This window comes from Georgenia faecalis (assembly GCF_003710105.1).
Taxonomy (GTDB): domain Bacteria; phylum Actinomycetota; class Actinomycetes; order Actinomycetales; family Actinomycetaceae; genus Georgenia_A; species Georgenia_A faecalis.
On the sequence record NZ_CP033325.1, the window covers coordinates 3,373,890 to 3,389,106 of the forward strand.

14 protein-coding genes are annotated in these 15,217 nt (G+C 74.9%); 8 read left to right on the plus strand and 6 right to left on the minus strand.

Translation table 11 applies throughout. From position 1 onward, the window contains the following. The first annotated feature begins 34 nt into the window (after positions 1 to 34). Genes EBO36_RS14855 through EBO36_RS14865 form a run of 3 tightly spaced genes read left to right on the plus strand, consistent with a single transcriptional unit; the run spans position 35 to position 6,203 of the window. On the plus strand, positions 35 to 2,884 hold the full coding sequence (locus EBO36_RS14855) for a glycoside hydrolase family 3 C-terminal domain-containing protein (protein WP_222928737.1): 2,850 nt from the start codon (positions 35 to 37) through the stop codon (positions 2,882 to 2,884). Next, entirely contained in the window at positions 2,881 to 5,406 is a 2,526-nt protein-coding gene (locus tag EBO36_RS14860; RefSeq protein ID WP_122825293.1) for a glycoside hydrolase family 2 protein, read from the plus strand. The genes EBO36_RS14855 and EBO36_RS14860 overlap by 4 nt, the downstream gene beginning before the upstream one ends. A 17-nt stretch (positions 5,407 to 5,423) precedes the next feature. Further along, on the plus strand, positions 5,424 to 6,203 hold the full coding sequence (locus EBO36_RS14865; RefSeq protein WP_222928738.1) for a sugar phosphate isomerase/epimerase family protein: 780 nt from the start codon (positions 5,424 to 5,426) through the stop codon (positions 6,201 to 6,203). Between the two features lie 22 nt (positions 6,204 to 6,225). Here the strand turns inward: EBO36_RS14865 and EBO36_RS14870 are convergent, their stop codons facing one another. The 4 genes from EBO36_RS14870 to EBO36_RS14885 all read right to left on the minus strand — a co-directional run bounded on the left by EBO36_RS14870 (position 6,226) and on the right by EBO36_RS14885 (position 9,135). Beyond that, a complete protein-coding gene (locus EBO36_RS14870; protein WP_241237079.1) occupies positions 6,226 to 6,513 on the minus strand; it encodes a helix-turn-helix transcriptional regulator in 288 nt (95 codons plus the stop codon). Continuing rightward, positions 6,506 to 7,360: an ABC transporter permease gene (locus tag EBO36_RS14875; RefSeq protein WP_122825295.1), complete on the minus strand. Its 855-nt coding sequence runs from the start codon at positions 7,358 to 7,360 to the stop codon at positions 6,506 to 6,508. Before EBO36_RS14875 ends, EBO36_RS14870 begins: the two co-directional genes overlap by 8 nt. Next, positions 7,357 to 8,235, minus strand: a complete 879-nt coding sequence (locus EBO36_RS14880) for an ABC transporter ATP-binding protein (RefSeq protein ID WP_122825723.1) — start codon at positions 8,233 to 8,235, stop codon at positions 7,357 to 7,359. Before EBO36_RS14880 ends, EBO36_RS14875 begins: the two co-directional genes overlap by 4 nt. Positions 8,236 to 8,382: 147 nt before the next feature. Continuing rightward, on the minus strand, positions 8,383 to 9,135 hold the full coding sequence (locus EBO36_RS14885) for a TetR/AcrR family transcriptional regulator (protein ID WP_122825296.1): 753 nt from the start codon (positions 9,133 to 9,135) through the stop codon (positions 8,383 to 8,385). A gap of 71 nt (positions 9,136 to 9,206) precedes the next feature. Between EBO36_RS14885 and EBO36_RS14890 the strand changes: the two genes are divergently transcribed. Together EBO36_RS14890 and EBO36_RS14895 are read left to right on the plus strand one after the other, a co-directional pair. After that, positions 9,207 to 10,118 (plus strand): ABC transporter ATP-binding protein, encoded by a 912-nt coding sequence (locus tag EBO36_RS14890; RefSeq protein ID WP_122825297.1) that lies wholly within the window; start codon positions 9,207 to 9,209, stop codon positions 10,116 to 10,118. Beyond that, positions 10,115 to 10,870 carry an ABC transporter permease gene (locus tag EBO36_RS14895; RefSeq protein WP_122825298.1) on the plus strand — a complete coding sequence of 252 codons (756 nt, stop codon included), beginning with the start codon at positions 10,115 to 10,117 and terminating at the stop codon, positions 10,868 to 10,870. Before EBO36_RS14890 ends, EBO36_RS14895 begins: the two co-directional genes overlap by 4 nt. A gap of 30 nt (positions 10,871 to 10,900) precedes the next feature. Here EBO36_RS14895 and EBO36_RS14900 read toward each other — a convergent pair whose 3' ends face one another. Together EBO36_RS14900 and EBO36_RS14905 are read right to left on the minus strand one after the other, a co-directional pair. After that, positions 10,901 to 11,755 (minus strand): ABC transporter permease, encoded by an 855-nt coding sequence (locus EBO36_RS14900; RefSeq protein WP_122825299.1) that lies wholly within the window; start codon positions 11,753 to 11,755, stop codon positions 10,901 to 10,903. Beyond that, positions 11,752 to 12,480 (minus strand): ABC transporter ATP-binding protein, encoded by a 729-nt coding sequence (locus tag EBO36_RS14905; RefSeq protein WP_164471499.1) that lies wholly within the window; start codon positions 12,478 to 12,480, stop codon positions 11,752 to 11,754. Before EBO36_RS14905 ends, EBO36_RS14900 begins: the two co-directional genes overlap by 4 nt. 128 nt (positions 12,481 to 12,608) lie before the next feature. Here EBO36_RS14905 and EBO36_RS14910 point away from each other — a divergent pair, with 128 nt between their 5' ends. The 3 genes from EBO36_RS14910 (at position 12,609) to yczE (ending at position 15,216) form a co-directional block, all read left to right on the plus strand. Beyond that, positions 12,609 to 13,730, plus strand: a complete 1,122-nt coding sequence (locus EBO36_RS14910) for a sensor histidine kinase (RefSeq protein WP_122825301.1) — start codon at positions 12,609 to 12,611, stop codon at positions 13,728 to 13,730. Then, positions 13,727 to 14,380 (plus strand): response regulator, encoded by a 654-nt coding sequence (locus tag EBO36_RS14915; protein WP_122825302.1) that lies wholly within the window; start codon positions 13,727 to 13,729, stop codon positions 14,378 to 14,380. Before EBO36_RS14910 ends, EBO36_RS14915 begins: the two co-directional genes overlap by 4 nt. A 134-nt stretch (positions 14,381 to 14,514) precedes the next feature. Beyond that, positions 14,515 to 15,216 (plus strand): membrane protein YczE, encoded by a 702-nt coding sequence (gene yczE / locus EBO36_RS14920; RefSeq protein ID WP_127573664.1) that lies wholly within the window; start codon positions 14,515 to 14,517, stop codon positions 15,214 to 15,216. Position 15,217: the final 1 nt, after the last annotated feature.

Here is a 15,217-nt window from a genome sequence, read left to right on the forward strand (position 1 = left end):
CCTGCTGCTCGACCACCTGCTGCTAAGGACATCGATGACCGACCGGCTCCTCCCCGACCCCACCGACGCGGTCCACCAGGACCGCGCCCGACGGCTGTGCGCCGAGCTCACCCTCGAGGAGAAGCTCTCCCTGCTGCACCAGTTCAGCCCGGCCGTCGACCGGGTGGGCCTGGCCCCGTTCCGCACCGGTACCGAGGCGGCGCACGGCGTGGCCTGGGAGGGCGAGGGGACCGTCTTCCCCCAGCCCGTCGGCCTGGCCGCGACGTGGGACGCCGACCTGCTCGAGCGCATCGGCGAGGCGGTCGGCAACGAGGTGCGGGACAAGCACGACGCCGACCCGTGGGTCAGCCTCAACGTGTGGGCACCGGTGGTCAACCCCCTGCGCCACCCGCTGTGGGGCCGCAACGAGGAGGGCTTCTCCGAGGACCCGGTGCTCACCGGGGAGCTGGCGACCGCCTACGCCCGTGGGCTGCGCGGGCGCGACGCCACCTTCTGGCGCACCGTGCCGACGCTCAAGCACTACCTCGCCTACAACATGGAGACCGACCGGTCGAGCTACAGCGCGAGCGTGCCGCCCCGCACGCTGCACGACTACGAGCTGCGGGCCTACCGCGGGCCGATCGAGGCGGGCGTCATCGGGGGCATCATGCCCTCCTACAACCTCATCAACGGCCGCCCGACCCACCTCGACACCGACCTGCTCGACCTCGCCCGGTCCTGGTCGCCGTGGCCCCTGTGCTTCTTCAGCGACGCCTTCGCGCCGGCCAACGTCTTCGGCAACCAGGCGTTCTACCCCGACCCCGCCACCGCCTACGCCGCGATGCTCGAGGCCGGCATCGACTCCTTCACCGACCAGGACCGCGACAGCGCCACGGTGGTCGGCTGGCTCCGGGACGCGGTGACGTCGGGCCTCGTGAGCGAGGACCTCGTCGACCGGGCGGTGGAGCGCGTCCTCACCGTCCGCGCCCGTACGGGCGAGCTCGACACCGCCGCGGACCCCTTCGGGCCCGGGCGGCGCACCCCCGCTGACCTCGTCGCCCACGGACGGCTGGCCCGCCTGGCCGTCGCGCGCAGCGTCGTCGTGCTGGGCAACGACGGGATCCTTCCGCTACGGACCCCGACGCGGGTCGCGGTGGTCGGGCCGCTCGCCGAGGAGGTGTTCCTCGACTGGTACTCCGGCGAGGCCCGGGAGACCGTCTCCCTCGCCGACGCCGTCCGCGAGCGCTACGGCGCCGAGGCCGTCACGGTGGCCGACGGTGCCGACCACGTCGTCCTGCGCGCCGTCGACGCCGCGCACCACGTCCGACCGGTGGGGAACCGGATGGTCGAGGGCCCCGGCCCGTTCGAGGAGTGCGCGATCGCGGTCCAGGACTGGGGCCAGGGCATCGTCACCCTGCGCAACGCCGGGTCGCGGGAGGTGTGGACGTGCCCCGAGGACCGGATCGTGCGCACCGACGCGCCGCGCGTCAGCAACTACTGGGACCAGAGCTTCCTGCTCCACCGCCACCCGGACGGCACGTGGTCGATCTTCTCCCGCGGGCGCAAGATGTGGCTGCGGCGCCGCGGCACGTCGGGCACGCTCGCCGCGGCCGGCGAGACGCTCGACGACGCCGACCGCTTCGTCATGACGACGGTGCGCTCCGGCGCCGAGCAGGTGCGGGCCGCCGCGGCGGGCGCCGACGTCGTCGTCGTCGCGCTGGGCAACCAGCCCCTCACCGGTGCCCACGAGACCGCCGACCGCACCACCCTCGCCCTCCCGCCGGCCATGGGCGAGCTCGCCCGCGTCGCGCGGGCCGCCAACCCGCGGTGCGTGCTCACCCTCGTCTCCAGCTTCCCCTACGCCCTGGGCGACCTCGCCGACCTGCCCGCCGTGGTGTGGTCCAGCCACGGCGGGCAGGAGCTCGGCCACGGCCTGCTCGACGTCCTGGCCGGGGACGAGGAGCCCTACGGCCACCTCACCCAGACCTGGTACGCCGACGACGCCGACCTGCCGCCCCTCGACGTCGCCGACGTCGAGGCGGTGGGCGCGACGTACTGGTACGGCGACGCCGTGCCCCAGTACCCGTTCGGCCACGGCCTCAGCTACACCACCGTCGCCTACCACCGCCTCGAGGTAGGCGCCTGGCCCGGGACGACCGGGGCCCTGCCCGTGCGGGTGGAGCTGGAGAACACCGGCGAGCGCCCGGTCGACGAGCTCGTCCAGCTGTACGTGCAGGCCCCGGCCGACAAGGGCTACGGCCCGCGGCTGCGGCTGCACGCCCACACCCGGGTGGCCCTGGCGCCCGGGCAGCGGGGGCACGCCGACCTCGTCCTCGACGTCGCGGAGCTGGCGTCCTGGCACGCCGGTGCCGGCGCGCCGGTGACGCACCCGGGCACGTACGTCCTCGGCGTCGGCCCCTCCAGCGGGGACCTGCGGCTGCGCGAGCACCTCGTGGTGGCCGGCGACGACGGGCTCACCGGGCGCCGCCCGGGCGCCCCGGTCGACGCGACGACCTTCGACGCCGCCCGCGGCGTGCGCATCGTCGAGCGCACCCGGACGGCGGGGCAGGCCGTGACGCCGGAGCGGACCACCGCGCACCTGACGTACGAGGGCGTGGAGCTCACCGGCGCCGGCGCGCTCACGGCGCTCGTGTCCAGCCCCGGCGCGGCGGGCCGGCTCACGCTGGCGCTGCGGCAGGGCGACCGGCGCTGGACGCTCGGCTCGCGCGCGGTCGCCGCCACCGGCACCTACGCCTGGGAGGAGGTCGCCTGGCCCCTCCCCGGTGACGTCACCGGGGCCTGCGCCGTCGAGGTCACCCTCACGGCGCCCACGCAGCTGGCCGAGCTCCGCACCGCCACCCCACCGACCGAGTACGACGCCACCACGAGGAGTGACGCACGATGAGGACCAGCACGACCCTGCACGACGGCTGGACCGTCCGACCGACCGCCGGCCCCGTCCCCGCCGACCTGGCCTCCCGTGCCGTGCCCGCCACCGTCCCCGGCAGCGCGCACACCGACCTGCTCGCCGCCGGGCTGATCCCCGACCCCTACCTCGACGAGAACGAGGCGGCGCTGGCATGGACCCACGACACCACGTGGCGCTACCAGCGGGAGCTGGACGCGCCGTCGTCGCCGGCGGAGCGGGCCGACCTGGTCTTCGAGGGCCTGGACACTCTCGCCACCATCACCCTGGACGGCGCCGAGCTCGGCCGAACCGCCAACATGCACCGCACCTACCGGTTCGACGTCACCGACCGGCTCGCCGGCCGCCACGAGCTGGCCGTGACGTTCAGCCCCGCGCTGGCGTACGCCGCCGAGGAGGAGCGCCGGCTCGGTGAACGGCCGCACGCCTTCGCCCACCCGTTCACCATGGTCCGGAAGATGGCGTGCAGCTTCGGCTGGGACTGGGGACCGGACCTGCAGACCGCCGGGATGTGGCGGCCGGTCCGGCTCGAGCGCTGGAGCACGGCCCGCCTGGCCGCCGCCCGGCCCGTCGTCGACCTCGCCGAGGACGGCGAGGGCATCGTCCGCGTCCACGTCGACGTGGAGCGGGCGGCGAGCGGGTCCGGCGTGCCCCTCACGGTCGAGGTGCGGCTCGGGACGGGCCAGAGCGCGCAGGCGCGCCTCGCCCCCGGCGAGGACCACGCCGTCGTCGAGGTGCGGGTCCCGGCGGCGCCCGTGTGGTGGCCCGCGGGGTACGGCGACCAGCCCCTGGTCGACCTCGAGGTCGACCTCCGCGCCGAGGAGCTGCTCGACACCGCGCGGCACCGGATCGGCTTCCGGCACGTCGCCGTCGTCACCGAGCCGGACGAGCACGGCACGTCGTTCGTGCTCACCGTCAACGGCCGCCCCGTCGAGGTCAAGGGCGCCAACTGGATCCCCGACGACCACTTCCTCACCCGGATGGACACGGCCCGCTACCGCACGCGCATCGAGCAGGCGCAGGCCGCCAACATCAACCTCCTGCGCGTGTGGGGCGGCGGGGTCTACGAGTCCGACGAGTTCTACGCGCTCTGCGACGAGCTGGGGATGCTCGCGTGGCAGGACTTCCTCCTCGCGTGCGCGGCGTACCCCGAGGAGGAGCCGCTGCTCGGGGAGTTCACCGCCGAGGCGCGGGAGAACGTCGCCCGGCTCGCGCCCCACCCCAGCCTCGTCGTGTGGTGCGGCGGGAACGAGAACCTGTGGAGCCGCGTCGACTACTGGGAGGACAAGCTCCACGGACGCACCTGGGGCGAGCGGTACTACACCGAGATCTTCCCCGAGGCCGTCGCCGAGCTCTCCCCCGCGACCGCCTACATCGCCGGCAGCCCGTACAGCCCAGGCGCGGCGCTCGACGAGATCCACCCCAACGACCCCGACCACGGCACCATGCACATCTGGGACGTGTGGAACGAGAAGGACTACACGGGGTACGGCGCCTACGTGCCGCGGTTCTGCGCGGAGTTCGGGTTCCAGGGCCCGCCGTCGTGGACCACCCTGCACCGCGCCGTCCACGACGAGGTGATGAGCCCGACGTCGCCGGGTGTCCTCGTGCACCAGAAGGCCGGCGAGGGGCAGGACAAGCTCGCCCGGGGCTGGGCGGGTCACTTCCCCGAGCCGCGGACGTTCGCGGACTGGCACTGGACGACGCAGCTCAACCAGGCCCGCGCCGTCGCCTTCGGCATCGAGCACTTCCGCTCGTACTGGCCGCGCAACACCGGGTCCATCGTCTGGCAGCTCAACGACTGCTGGCCCGTGACGTCCTGGGCCGCGATCGACTACGACGGCCACCTCAAGCCGCTGTGGTACGCCCTGCGGGCGGCCTATGCCGAGCGGATGCTCACCGTCCAGCCGCGTGACGGGCGCTCGGCGCTCGCCGTGGTCAACGGCACCGACGCCCCGTGGTCCGGGCGCGCGCGCCTGAGCCGCGAGCGCTTCGACGGCACCGTGGTGTGGGAGGGCGAGATCGAGGTGGACGTCGCGCCGCGGTCCACCGCGGTCCTCGACCTGCCGCCGGCCGCGACGGTGCCCGACCAGGCCGCCGGGGAGGTCCTCGCCCTCGAGCTCGACGGGATCCGCGGCTGGCACTTCTTCGCCGAGGACGTCGACCTCGCGTACGACCCGGCCCCCCTGGAGGTGCGGGCCGAGTCCCACCCGGACGGCGCGCGGATCCACGTGAGCGCGCGGAGCCTCGCCCGCGACGTCACCGTCCTCGCCGACCGCCTGGCCCCCGGGGCCGTCGCGGACGTCGCGCTGGTGACGCTGCGCGCCGGTGAGCAGCTGAGTGTCGAGGTGCGCGCGGGGTCCCCGGTGGCGGTCGACGGCGTCGACCTCACCGAGGTGGTCCGGTGCGCCAACGACCTCACGCACGCCGGCAGCGAGGGCGAGCGGGTCGCGGACGTGGTGGTCGCGGGCGTGGTGGTCGCGGGCGGCGCGGCGTCGTGAGCCGGTCGCGCTTGGCGGTGTCCAGCCTGGGTGCGCCGGAGCTGGCGGTGGAGGACTTCCTCGCCCTCGCGGCGCACCACGGCTGCGGCGCCGTCGAGCTCCGGTGCGGTGACGACCAGCCGGTGACCGTGGCGCTGGGTGCCGGCGAGCGCTCCGCGCTGCGCGCGCAGCTCGCCGACCGCGACCTCGACCTGCTGGCCCTGGCCTCCTACGTGCGGGTGTGCGAGCCCGGGGGCGACGTCGCGGACCGGCTGCTCCGGCACATCGAGCTCGCCCACGACCTCGGGGCTCACGGGCTGCGGGTCTTCCCCGGTGGGGCGGACCAGCCGGTGGCCGAGGCGGACGCCCGGGCGGTGGAGCACCTCGCGGGGGCGGCCCCGGCGGCGCGGGCCGCCGGCGTGCGCCTGCTCCTGGAGACCCACGACAGCCACCCCCGCGGGGCGGACGTGGCCCGCGTCGTCCGGGCGGCGGCGGACGCGGGGGCGGGAGACGACGTCGGCGTGGTGTGGGACCTTCTGCACCCGTGGCGGCACGGCGAGAACGTCGCGACGACGGTCACCGAGCTGGGGCCGTGGCTGGACTACGTCCAGATCAAGGACGCCACCGGGCCGGCGACGGCTCCGGTGCCGGCCCTCACGGGATCCGGGGACCTGCCGCTGGCGACGATGGCCGACGCCCTCGAGGCGATGGGGTACGCGGGCTGGGTCTCGCTGGAGTGGGAGCGGGCGTGGCACCCGCAGGTGCCACCGCTCGACCAGGCGCTGGCCGCCACCGTCCGGTGGTGGGCGGACCGCTGACGCACCGGGCTGACGCACCGGCCTACCGCGCGCCGGGGCCGATCCGCTCGAACGGCTCGGTGGAGAAGACGAACTCCACGGGGACCTCGAAGTACCGGGCGATGCGCAGCGCGAGGTGCAGGCTCGGGGCGTACTCGCCCCGCTCCAGGTACCCCACGGTCTGGTAGTGGACGCCCAGCGCCTCGGCGAGCTCGCGGCGCGTGATGCCGCGCTCCACCCGGAGCATCGCGATGCGGTTGTAGACGGCGTCGGCCCCGCCCGCCGTGCCCTCGCTCGCCGCGCCGACCGAGCTGCGTGAACCGTCAGACACGCTGCAAGGCCTCCTGCTGCCGCTGCGCGACGCTCGAACCCGACTCCCGCCGCGCCATCCGGCGCAGCAGGACGGGGGCCAGGAGCAGCCCGGCCACCGCCCACGCCCCGAGCGCACCGAAGGTCTCCAGCGTCCGCCAGCTCTCGCCGAGCTCGGCCACCACCGCGCCGTCGGGCAGCGTCGCCTCCCGCATCCCGAGGCCCAGCCAGTACAGCGGTGTCAGCTGGATCAGGCCGTGCGCCCACTCCGGGAGCGCGACCACGGGGAAGAAGATGCCGGAGACGGCGACGAGTCCGCTGACGACGACCAGGCCCCAGCCGCTGACGGCCCGCGGGTTCTTGAACACCGAGCCGATGGCGAACCCGAGCGGGATGCAGGCCAGGAGGCCGAGGACGACGAGCGCCGCCACGTGCAGGGCGCCCGCCGGACCGTTGAGCCACAGCGAGTCGAGCAGGATCATCGCCGGCACGGTGAGGATCACGATGTTGAAGAGGACCTCGACCGACGTGCGGGTCGCCTGGCCGACGACGTAGCCCGCCATGCCGTGCGGCAGGGACTTCATCCGCAGCAGGGTGCCGTCCTCCCGCTCGGTGGTCACCTGCGTCGCGAGCCCGAAGGCCCCCGCGAAGATGATGATGAATGCGAGGACACCGGGGAACATGAAGGAGGCCGAAGTCAGCCCACCGGTACCCCGCAGCTCGTTGTCGCGGTTGATGTACATGAAGAAGACGAAGACCGCCGTGCCGAAGAGGAAGTAGGTGAGGTCCTCGGGGGCCCGCAGGCTCTTGCGGAACTCGATGAGGCCGCGCCGGACCCCGGCGCGGACCGCGGTGCTGGGCATGGTCATCGGGCGGCCTCCAGTCGTGCGGGGGCGGCGTCGGGCGGCGTCGCGCTCCGGGCCACCATGACGAGGTAGGTGTCCTCGAGGGTCGTGCGGCGCACCTCGAGGTCGGTGATGTCGGTGCCGTACTGGGCGAACAGGTCCCGGACGAACGCGGTGCCGTCGGCCGTGGAGTGGAGCTGGCGCTGGCCCCCCTGGGTCCAGCGCACCTCGGTGGCCCCGGCGACGTCGCGGGCCAGCCGCTCGGCCGTGCCGTCGGCGACGATGCGGCCGGCGTCGAGGATGAGGATGCGGTCGGCGAGCTTCTCGGCCTCCGCGAGGTCGTGCGTGGTGAGCAGGATGGTGGTGTCCTCGAGGTCCGCGAGCCGGTGCACCAGGTCGTGGAAGTCCCGCCGGGCCACGGGGTCGAATCCGGCCGTCGGCTCGTCGAGGAAGAGCAGCTCCGGGCGTCCGACGATCCCCACCGCCACGTCCAGCCGGCGGCGCTGCCCGCCGGAGAGCGTCTTGATCGGCTGGCGGGCGCGCTCGGCCAGGCCGACCCGCTCGAGGAGCTCCGCCGTCGGGTACGGGCGGGGCCGAGCGGGCGTGCCGTACGGCTCGTAGTAGGACCCGAGCTGGTCGAGCAGCTCGTGGACGCGCCAGCGGCCGTGGTCCCGCCACGACTGGAGCACGACGCCGACCCGGGCCCGCCAGTCCTCGCCCCCGGCGAGGGGGTCCACGCCGAGGACGCTCACCTGGCCGCCGGACGGTGCCCGGAAGCCCTCGAGGATCTCGATCGTCGTCGTCTTGCCGGCACCGTTCGGGCCGAGCAGGGCGACGACCTCTCCCCGCTGCACCTCGAAGGAGACGTCCTGGAGCACGTCCGTCTGCCCGTACCGCATCCGCAGGTTGTCGACCCGGATCACCGGGCCTGCGTCGTCGACCACGTCGTCCTCCCCAAGGTAGGTATGCGAGCGACCGTAGTACACCTACTACATCTCGCACAAGATCCACGCCCTCGCTCGCGTGATTTCGCAGAAACGCCGGCGTCAGCCACCCTCGCGCTCGACGAGCCGCTCGACACCGTCGAGCAGCAGCGTGAGCGAGAGGCTCACCGCGCCGTCGGCCGACCCGTCGTCGGAGAAGGCACCCGCCGCCAGCGCTGCCGTGATGGCCGGGTACTGGACCGGGTCCGTCACCGCTCCCAGGAGCGCGGAGAAGTCGGCGAGCGCCGGGTGGTCGGCCCTGACGCCGCGCTGCTGCCGCACGAACGACGCCACCACCTGCCCCTCGCTGAGGACGTGCAGGGCCAGCATCCCGATGACGGCGGCCCTGCGCTGCTGGGAGAGCCCGGTGGGCTCGAGGGCGCGCAGGCCCCGCTCGATCCAGGCCACCCGGTTCGGACCCATCGCGGAGAGCGTGACGAGCTCCATGAGCCAGGGGTGCTGGGCAATGGCCCCCACCTGCTCGGTGCACCAGGCCTCGAGCTCGGCGCGCCACGACCCGGACGTCGCGGCGTCGGGCGGCGCCCCGACGGCCGCGTCGTACATGAGCGCGTACAGCTCGTCCTTGGAGGCGACGTAGCGGTACAAGGCCATCGTCGTCACACCGAGACGCCGCGCGAGCCGGGCCATCGACAGGCCGTCGAGGCCGTCGGCGTCGGCGAGGGCGACGCCCGCCTCCGCGATCTTGGCGCGGCTCAGCGCGCGGCGGGGCCCGCGGGACCCGGTCTCGCTCGCCCGCCACAGGACCGCCATCCCCGGGGGAAGGTCGGCGGCCCCAACTTGCTCCTGATCGCTCATCTCGCCTCCTCACCGCAGGGTAACGGTTTATCCCCTAGACAACTCCGTGTGCGCGGTACACACTTCCGCGTATGACGTACACATATAGCGGGAACCGCCCCGGTCACGCCGGGGTCGAGGCGCGCGGACTCGTGGTCCGCTTCGGGTCGCACCGGGTGCTCGACGGTGTGGACCTCACCGTGCCGAGGGGCGGCGTGCTCGCGCTGCTCGGACCCAACGGGGCCGGGAAGACGACGGCGGTCCGGGTCCTCACCACCGTGCTCCGCCCCCAGGCCGGGTCCGCCCGGGTGGCGGGGGCCGACGTCGTCCGCGAGGCGGCCCGGGTCCGCGAACGGATCGGCGTGACCGGCCAGGAGGCCGCCGTCGACGGCAAGCTCACCGGCCGGGAGAACCTCCTCCTCATGGCCCGGCTGCGCGGGCTGACCGGGCGCGATGCCCGCCGCCGGGCCGACGCGCTGCTCGAGGAGCTCGACCTGGTCGAGGCGGCCGACCGGCTCGTCGAGCGGTACTCCGGCGGGATGCGACGCCGCGTCGACCTCGCCGCCAGCCTCCTCGGGGAGCCGGAGGTGCTCTTCCTCGACGAGCCCACCACCGGCCTCGACCCGCGCTCGCGGCAGACGGTGTGGGACCTCGTGCGCGCCACGGCCGCGCGCGGCACGAGCGTCCTGCTCACCACGCAGTACCTGGAGGAGGCGGACCGGCTCGCAGACGCCGTCGCGGTGCTCGACGGCGGCCGGATCGTCGCCGAGGGGACCGCGGCGGACCTCAAGGGCACCGTCGGCGAGGCCTTCGTCGAGCTGGTGCTCGAGGACGCCTCGACGGTCCGGGTGCCCACCGACGGCAGCGTCACGGACGTGCGGCGGGTCCTCGGCGACGTCCTCGACCGGCGCCTCGACGTGGTCCGGTGGCAGGTGCGCACCCCGACCCTCGACGAGGTCTTCCTCGAGCTCACGGCCGGCGAGCGGACGGGGGCGCCCCGATGACCGCCGTCGACGTGGCCCGGCACACCGCCCTCCTCACCGGGCGCGGCATCCGCCGGTCCACCCGCGAGGTCGACGCCCTCCTGCTCGCCGTCGCGCTTCCGGTGCTGCTCATGGTGCTCTTCGTCGTGGTCTTCGGGGGCGCGCTCCGGCCCGACGGCAGGTACGTCGACTACGTCGTGCCGGGCGTGATCCTCCTCTGCGCGGGCTACGGCGCCGCGCAGACCGCGGTCGCCGTCGCCGGGGACATGACCGAGGGCATCGTCGACCGGCTCCGGACCATGCCGGTCGCGGCGTCGGCGGTGCTCACCGGCCACGTCGTCGCCAGCATGGCCCGCAACGCGTTGGCGATGGTCGCCGTCGTGGCCGTCGCCCTCGCCCTGGGTTTCCGGCCCTCCGCCGGCCCCCTCCAGTGGCTCGCGGCGGCCGGGATCCTCGCGCTGTTCGTCCTCGCGGTCTCGTGGGTGTCCGCGTGCCTCGGGCTGGTGGCGCGCAGCGTGGAGGCGGCGAGCGGGTTCACCTTCGCCGTGCTGTTCCTGCCGTACCTCTCCAGCGCGTTCGTCCCGACCGAGACGATGCCGCGAGCCCTGCAGGGCTTCGCGGAGCACCAGCCGATCACGCTCGTCGTCGAGGCGGTGCGCGGCCTGCTCCTCGGCACGCCCACGACGACCGCGGGTGCGGCGGTGCTGTGGTGCGCCGCGCTCGCCGCAGCCGGGGCCACCGGTGCGGCGGTGCTGTTCCGCCGCGCGCGGTGACCCCGGCCGCGTGACCCGCGGGCTCCCTCCCTAGCCCCGTCGGGTCACTGCCTCGCGACGTCCGGCCACGAGCGCGAGCGCCCCGAGGACGACGGCGGACCCGATCACCCAGGCCAGGTGCACCCACACCGGCTGGGACGCCATCCCGACCCAGAACTCCACGTCCGCCTCCGGCATGACGGTCCGGTAGGCGAGCTGGCCGAAGTGGTAAGTGGGCAGGTACTGGGCGATGTCCCGCATGATCTGCGGCAGGTCCCCGAGCGGGATGAAGAAGCCCGACGCGAACGACAGCGGCAGGAAGATGAGGTTGGCGACGACGGCCGCCGCCCGGGGGCGGGCGACGAAGGCGATGGCGAACCCGAGCGTGCTGAACGCGAGGACCCCGCCGAGCAGGGTCGCCGCGAGCGCCGCCCACGACGTGACCGCCATCCCCACGCCACCGGCGAGCACGGCGAGCACGGTCATGGCGACGACGATGAGGGCGGCGAGGAGGAGCGCGTTGACCGTCTTGCCGGCGAGGTAGACCCAGGTGGGGTACGGCGTCGCCCCGAGCGTGCGCGTCCAGCCCCGGCCGCGCTCGCGGGCCACGTCCTCCCCGAAGGTGAAGATCGCCAGCGAGACGATGCCGTAGGCGCACATCGACACGAGCATCGCCAGGCCCACCCGGGTGCCCTCGGGCAGCGGGCTGGCGGCGTTCGGCAGGCCGAACATCGCGTAGAGCAGCACGGGCACGGCGATGACGCCGACGGCGAACTCCGGCGTGCGCATGGACGTGCGCAGCTCGGTGACGGCGGCCAGGACGGCGAGCCCGCCCGGTCCCCCGTTGCGGTGCGGGGCGCGGGGCGCGGCGGCGGGCCGCGGGGGCGAGGCGGGTCGGGTGGTCATGAGTCGTCTCCTTCGTCGACGGCGGAGGAGCTCTCCGCGACGAGGGCGAGGAAGACCTCCTCGAGGTCCTCCCGCCCGTGGTGGGTGAGCGCGTCGGCCGTCGTGTCGGCGACGATCCGGCCGTCGGCGACGACGACGACCCGGTCGGCGACCGTGGAGGCCTCGGCGAGGTCGTGGGTGGCGAACAGGATCGTGGCGCCGTCGTGCACGCTCGCGCGCGCCTGGTCCCAGAAGGTGCGCCGGGAGGCGACGTCCATCGCCGCCGTCGGCTCGTCGAGGACGAGCAGCTCCGGGGCCCCGACGAGGGCCATCGCGAGGAGCAGCCGCTGGCGCTCCCCGCCGGACAGGGACGTCACCGTCCGCGAGGCGCGCTTGGTCAGCGCCGTGCGGGCGAGGACGTCGTCGGTGTCCAGCGCCTGCGGGTAGGCCCGGCCGACGAGCCGCACGACCTCCCGCACGGTGGTCTGCTCCGGCAGGCCGGCGGACTGGAGCATGGCACCGACCCGGGTGCGGACCCGGCCGCCGGGCCGCTCCCCGAGCACCCGCACCGTGCCCGACGTCGGGCGCACCAGCCCCAGCACCAGCTCGAACGCCGTCGTCTTCCCGGCGCCGTTGGGGCCGAGGACGGCGACGATCTCGCCGCGCTCGACGTCGAGGTCGACGCCGTCCAGGGCGCGCGCCCCGGGGTAGTCCTTGCGCACGTCGCGCATCTCGAGCACCGTCATGATGCCCTCCCTTCCGTCACCGTCGACGCTACGAGCGCGCCCCGCCGGGCGGATGTGCCGGTGGGCACGAGCTCGGTGCATGACCAATGGCAGGGCCGCCACGGGGACGGGCCTCGTAGCATCGGGGGGTGGCGGCCAAGACGGACGAGTTGCTCAGCGCCGGGGCGGGCCTCGTGGCCACCCTGGTCGTCGGCGTGGGTGTCGTCCTGTCGGAGACGGGCGTCGGCGGCGACCCGACGACCGTGGGCCTCTGGTGGGCGGCCTACGGCCTCTACGTCGCCGTCTTCCTCGTGGACTCCGGCCTGCTCCGGATCCGCCGCCCGTGGCCGCCCGGCGCCTCGATGGCGGTGCTCCTCGCCTGCGGGGTGGCCGTGTGGCTCCTCGCCCCGGGTCTGGGCTGGACGCCGCTCCTCTTCGTCGTGACCGCGGCCTCGGCGGCGTTCGACCTCTCCCGGACCACGCTCGTCCTGCTCATCGCGGTGCAGACGATCGCCCTCGCCGTCGGCGGCGCCCGGGCGGGCTGGAGCACGGCGGACACGGTGCCCCTGACCGTCGCCTACGTCGCCTTCCAGGCCTTCGCGGCGGTCGTCGTCCTCGGCATCCGCCGCGAGTCCGCGGCGCGGGCGGCGGTGGCGGCGGCCCACGCGGAGCTCCGGGCGGCCACGACGCTCCTCGCCGTCTCCAGCCGCAACGCCGAGCGCCTGCGCATCGCCCGCGACCTCCACGACGTCCTCGGCCACCAGCTCACCGCCCTCGCCCTCGAGCTCGAGGTCGCCTCCCACCACGCCACCGGGGAGGCGCTCGAGCACGTCCGGCGCGCCCGGGACGTCGCCAAGGGCCTCCTCAGCGACGTCCGCGACACCGTCGGGGAGCTGCGCGACGCCCCCGTGGGCCTCGAGCCGACGCTGCGCGAGGTGGTCGAGGGGGTCCCCGGGCTCGACGTCGCGCTGGTCGTCGACGAACGGGCACCGGTCGACGAGGCCCGCCGGATCGTCGTCCTCCGGTGCGTCCAGGAGGCCCTGACGAACACGATGCGCCACGCCTCCGCGACGCGCCTGGAGGTCGAGCTCGTCTCGGACGAGGACGGGCTCGTCCTGCGGGCTCACGACGACGGCGTCGGCGTCCGGCGCGTCGAGCCCGGCAACGGGCTCACGGGGATGTCCGAGCGGATCGAGGAGCTCGGCGGGGAGCTCACCCTGGAGTCCGCGCCGGGCCGCGGGTTCACCGTGACGGCCAGGGTGCCGGCATGACGACGCGCGTGGCGGTGGTCGACGACCAGACGCTCGTCCGCCAGGGCATCCGCAGCCTCCTCGCGCTGAGCGAGCAGATCGACGTCGTCGGGGAGGGCGAGCACGGCGACGACGCCCTCGCCCTGGTCGCGACGGGTGACGTCGACGTCCTCCTCCTCGACCTGCGCATGCCCCGGCGGGACGGGATCGCCACCCTCGAGGCGCTCGCCGAGCGGGGCTCGCCCGTCCCCGTCCTCGTGCTCACGACGTTCGACGACGACGAGCTCGTCCTGCGGGCGCTGCGCGCCGGCGCCAAGGGGTACCTCCTCAAGGACGTCACCCTCGACCAGCTCGTCGGGGCCATCCGGACCCTCGCCGACGGGGGCACCCTCCTCCAGCCCGGCCTCACCGACCGGCTCTTCCGGGCGGTCGCCGCCCGGCCCGCGGGCGTGGCGGGCATCGAGCGGCCCGAGCCGCTGACCCCCCGCGAGCGCGACGTCCTGCGCCTGGCGGCCGCGGGCTACTCCAACACCGAGATCGCCGCCTCGCTCTACCTCGCGCCCGGCACGGTGAAGAACCACCTGTCCAGCGTGTTCGGCAAGCTCGGGGTGCGGGACCGCACCCGGGCCGTGCTGCGCGCCCTCGACCTCGGGCTCCTCGACGGGCCGTAACCGGCGACCCCCAGGAGCGGCGCCGGCGGCGGCGCGCCCAGCCGCTGGGCCCCGGTTGCGCGGCTCCGGGCGCCGGGCGCACCCTGGACGGCGCGCGCGGCGCTCACGGCCCGCCGCACCGTCGAGAGGACCACGTGACCCTGCTCCCCCGCCGTGGCCCGTCGCCCACCGCGGGCGCCCCGGCGCCCGGCGGCGTCGCCGGCCGGGCGGACCTCGGCGGCGGGTGGCGCGCCTGGCTGCTGCCCGCCGACCGCCCGGTGCGCCGCTACACGCAGCTCGTCGGCGGGATCGCCGTCCAGGGCGTGGGGACCGCCCTCGCCGTCCACGCCGTCCTGGGCAACATGCCCTGGGACGTCCTCCACGAGGGCGTCGCCCTCACCACGGGCCTGCTCTCCATCGGCGGCTGGATGATCGCCGTCGGCCTCGTCGTCCTGCTGCTGTGGCTCCCGCTGCGCGAGCGCCCGGGCGTGGGGACGGTGGTCAACACCATCACCGCCGGCCTGTGGGCGGACCTCTTCCTGCGGGTCCTGCCCGCCCCCGAGTCCGTCGGCCTCGCCGTCGTCCTCGCCCTGCTCGGGATTCTCGCCCACGGGGTGGGGACCGCGATCTACATCGGGGCCGGCCTGGGGTCGGGCCCGCGCGACGGGCTGATGACCGGCCTCGTCGACCGCTTCGGCGGGTCGGTCCGCGTGGTGCGCACCGCCCTCGAGGCGTTCGTCGTCGCCGTCGGGTGGGTCTGCGGGGGGACGATCGGGATCATGACGCTCGTCTACGCCGTCACCGTGGGCTGGGTCATCCACGCGGTGCTGCCGTACGTGCGGGTCAGCCGGGCCTGAG

Bases quoted from the DNA above. Each gene is read 5' to 3' on its own strand.
- EBO36_RS14855 (WP_222928737.1), top strand. From the start codon at position 35: ATGACCGACCGGCTCCTCCCCGACCCCACCGACGCGGTCCACCAGGAC.
- EBO36_RS14860 (WP_122825293.1), top strand. From the start codon at position 2,881: ATGAGGACCAGCACGACCCTGCACGACGGCTGGACCGTCCGACCGACC.
- EBO36_RS14875 (WP_122825295.1), bottom strand. From the start codon at position 7,360: ATGACCATGCCCAGCACCGCGGTCCGCGCCGGGGTCCGGCGCGGCCTC.
- EBO36_RS14880 (WP_122825723.1), bottom strand. From the start codon at position 8,235: ATGCGGTACGGGCAGACGGACGTGCTCCAGGACGTCTCCTTCGAGGTG.
- EBO36_RS14885 (WP_122825296.1), bottom strand. From the start codon at position 9,135: ATGAGCGATCAGGAGCAAGTTGGGGCCGCCGACCTTCCCCCGGGGATG.
- EBO36_RS14890 (WP_122825297.1), top strand. From the start codon at position 9,207: ATGACGTACACATATAGCGGGAACCGCCCCGGTCACGCCGGGGTCGAG.
- EBO36_RS14895 (WP_122825298.1), top strand. From the start codon at position 10,115: ATGACCGCCGTCGACGTGGCCCGGCACACCGCCCTCCTCACCGGGCGC.
- EBO36_RS14900 (WP_122825299.1), bottom strand. From the start codon at position 11,755: ATGACCACCCGACCCGCCTCGCCCCCGCGGCCCGCCGCCGCGCCCCGC.
- EBO36_RS14905 (WP_164471499.1), bottom strand. From the start codon at position 12,480: ATGACGGTGCTCGAGATGCGCGACGTGCGCAAGGACTACCCCGGGGCG.
- EBO36_RS14915 (WP_122825302.1), top strand. From the start codon at position 13,727: ATGACGACGCGCGTGGCGGTGGTCGACGACCAGACGCTCGTCCGCCAG.